The 3,604-nt window shown below is 63.1% G+C and carries 3 protein-coding genes; all 3 read right to left on the minus strand.

The genetic code is table 11. The features are described from left to right. Positions 1-1,019 (minus strand): ATP-binding protein (locus PHW99_RS18340; RefSeq protein WP_300181146.1); only part of this gene is annotated, 1,019 nt, incomplete at its 3' end. Positions 1,020-1,133: 114 nt separating this feature from the next. Beyond that, positions 1,134-2,426 (minus strand): HD domain-containing phosphohydrolase, encoded by a 1,293-nt coding sequence (locus tag PHW99_RS18345; protein ID WP_300181149.1) that lies wholly within the window; start codon positions 2,424-2,426, stop codon positions 1,134-1,136. 33 nt (positions 2,427-2,459) lie between these two features. After that, the coding region (locus tag PHW99_RS18350) for an AMP nucleosidase (protein WP_300181152.1) at positions 2,460-3,604 on the minus strand (1,145 nt) is incomplete at its 5' end.

A 3,604-nucleotide genomic window follows, 5' to 3' on the forward strand; every position in this document is an offset into this window, starting at 1 on the left:
TCGGCAAAGCGGTTCAACGCACGGTGCGGCTTGGCATCTGACAGTTTGCACTCGACCAGGTGCGTGAGGGTGTCGCCCTGGCTCAGGCAAAAGTCCACCTCGGCCTCGTCCTTGGTGCGGATGTAGTGCAGATCCACCGGCAGGCCACGAGTGTCCTGCTGCCATTGCACGTTTTTCAGCAGGTGGCAGGCCACCAGATTCTCGAAGCGGATGCCGTCATCACCTTGCACCAAGCCGGTGTCATAAAAATAAACTTTGGGCGCTTGCAGCGTCGCGCGGGCAATGTTGCGATGCCAGGGGCGCACCACAAACACAATGAACAGTGCCTCCAGAATGCCCAGGTATTTGGCCAGGGTGACGGGCGACAGGTTCAGGTCACGCGCGATGGAGGCCAGCGACAGCGGCGAGCCCACCCGCGCGCGCAGCATCTCGGCAAACAGGCGCATGGCGTTGACTTCCTGCAAGCGGGAAAACTCCAACACGTCTTCACGCACCAGGCCGGCAAAGTAGTCGTTGCGCCAGCGCTGGGCTTCGTCATTGCTGGTGGCCAGGGCGGGCTCGGGAAAGCCGCCACGCTCCAGCAGGTGCGTCAGAGCCGCATGGGGTGACACCTGCGCTTGCTCTGACCATTCACGCACCGACAGCGGATGCAGCCGCAGCCTGAAATAGCGCCCGGCCAGTGATTCGCCTGACTGACGAAAGGTGTCCATGCGGGCACTGCCTGTCACCAGCCATTGCTGCTCAGGCGCGCGGCCATCGGCCACCCCTTTGAGCCAGTTCTTCCAGTCGCGCATTTTGTGGATTTCATCGAGCACCAGCAGAGGTGCACTTTGCCGCCAGCTCTGCGCCAGCATCACCGCGCGGTGCGCTGCCACGTCGTAGTTCAGGTACTGGGCCCCGGCCAGTTCGCCCACCAGCTGGCGGCTTAGCGTGGTTTTGCCGACCTGGCGCGGGCCAGTCAAGACCACCATTTTTTTCTGCAGGTCTTGGCGAACCCGCTCGTCCAGATAGCGTTTCATGCGACTATTTTAAATAGCAATGAAAAATAGTCGCGACTTTTTCCCATCAAAGTTCAATGAAGTCGCCAAACTTCGGCCATTCAAGTCCGCCAGCCTGCTGGTGTGGCTGGCGCGTCAGGCACCGGCCACCAGGGTATCGACCCGGTCCAGCCAGGCTTGCACGGTGTCTGGGTAATCCGGCTCCGCGCCCGACTGCCAACGTCGTCGGGTCTGGCGCGCCAGGGTACGCAGCTGCCATTGGGCTTCCTGCGCCAGCAGGGTCAGCTCCAGTTGCAGAGCCTCGTCCAACGCCTCACTGCCCAGTTGCACCAACTGCTCCGGCGCTGCCCCGACACCGGCCAGCGTGCGGGACAACTGCTCGGCCTGGCCCACCACAGCCACCATGCCCTGTCGCCGGTTGTCACTCAAGTTTCGGCTTTGCAGGATGTCCCTGGGCCAGTCAGCCACCACAACGTTGATCTCCCGCAGGCACGCCACGGGGTTGGCCATCAGGACCCGCGTGTCGTTCTGGTGCTCGCGGCCAAGCTGCAGGTGTCGTTCCACCCGTGCCACCAGGGTTGGGTCATAACGATGGGCATTCATGCGCAACTTGACCCACAGCCGCATTTCAGACAAGCCCCCGCCCAAAGCCAGCATGGAGGTCACCAGCTCACTCAGGCACAGGATGCGGGCCAGTGGGCCAATCGCCGGGCCACTCAGATGCCGCGGGTAACCTGACCCATCCAGAAACTCATGATGCTCCCGTACCGCGCGCAGCAGCTCGCGCGGGTACTCGTGGTGGCGTTCGATCAGCGCTGTGGACACCAGCGGGTGGGAATAAAGCTGGCGCCGCTGTTCACGTGCGATGGCCCCGTGCGGCTGGAGCAGCACCGGGTCAAGGTGCAGCATGCCGACGTCATGCAGCAGGCCCGCCGCCGCCGCCAGGCCCAGGTCAAACCGTGACACCAGGGCGTCCAGCGTCAGCCAGGCGGCCATCAGCGCCGCATGGATCGAGTGCCGGAACAATGCGGGGCGCACCTCTTTGGCCAGCGACAGTTGAAACGCCATGGGATCGGGCAGGGCCAGTGTCTCCAGCGCGTCGAGCAACAGGCTGCGGGTCTGGGTCTCGGCCGCCATGCGCTGGAAAAACGGCACCTCGGCCATGACCTGTTCGGCGTGGTCACGCAACAAGGCCCCCGTCACCGTCGGGGTTGTCCTGACCGACTGTTCCAGCGGGGTGGGCAAACGGTGCGCCATCAGACGGTCGTAGAGGCTGGCGTTGACCGTCACGCCTTTTTCAATGATCTTGATCCCCCGGTCATTAAAAATGGCCTGTGTTGTGACCACCGGGCACTTTTCACCCATGTCGGTGATGGCCCGGGTAAAGTGCGCCGGATCGGTCACGGTGACGATGTCAGAGGTGTTCATGAGCTGGCTGTGGCCTTCATCGACCCGGCAGGGTTATTGGAACGCCACCTCGGCAAAACTGCGCAGTTTGCGGCTGTGGAGCTGGTCCACACCTTGCTCACGCAACAGCTCCAGCGCCCGGATGCCGATGCGCAGGTGCTGATCGACCCGTTCGCGGTAAAAGTGGTTGGCCATGCCGGGCAGCTTGATCTCACCGTGCAGGGGTTTGTCGCTCACACACAGCAAGGTGCCATAGGGCACCCGAAAGCGGAAACCGTTGGCGGCAATGGTGGCGCTTTCCATGTCCAGCGCCACGGCACGACTCTGGCTGAAACGGCGCTGCGGCCCATTGTCGGGCAACAGCTCCCAGTTGCGGTTGTCAGTGCTGGCCACGGTGCCGGTGCGCATGATGTGCTTGAGTTCCGAACCTTTGAGCTGGGTGACTTCGGACACCGCGGACTCCAGCGCCACCTGGATTTCAGCCAGCGCCGGTACCGGCACCCACAGGGGCAGTTCTTCGTCAAGCACGTGGTCCTCGCGCACATAACCGTGCGCCAGCACATAGTCACCCAGCTGCTGGGTGGTACGCAGGCCGGCGCAGTGGCCCAGCATGATCCAGGCATGTGGCCGCAACACAGCAATGTGGTCGGTGGCGGTCTTGGCATTGGCCGGGCCGACACCGATGTTGACCATGGTGATGCCGCTGCCATCCGCGCGCACCAGGTGGTATGCCGGCATCTGCGGCAGGCGCGGCGGCGCCTTACCAGCCTCATCGCCCGGCTGGGCCGGCAAGCCGGTACGTCGGGTGATCACATTGCCGGGCTCGACAAAGGCCTCGTAGGCACTGTCGGGGTTGTGCATGGCCTCCAGACCCAGGCGCACAAACTCATCAATGTAAAACTGGTAATTGGTGAACAGCACAAAGTTCTGCACATGTTCGGGTGCGGTGCCGGTGTAGTGGCGCAGGCGCTGCAGCGAGTAGTCCACGCGCGGCGCGGTGAACAAGGCCAGCGGTTGCGCTTCGCCGCGATGCGGTTCATATGTGCCATTGGCAATGCCGTCGTCCATGGCGGCCAGATCGGGCAGGTCGAACACGTCGCGCATCAGCTGGCGGCGCTGCGGACTCAGGTTACCTTCGATATGTTCGTTTTCTGCAAACGAAAAATGCACCGGGATCGGCTGGTTGCTGGTGCCCACTT

Source organism: Rhodoferax sp. (assembly GCF_028689305.1).
Lineage (GTDB): Bacteria > Pseudomonadota > Gammaproteobacteria > Burkholderiales > Burkholderiaceae_C > Rhodoferax.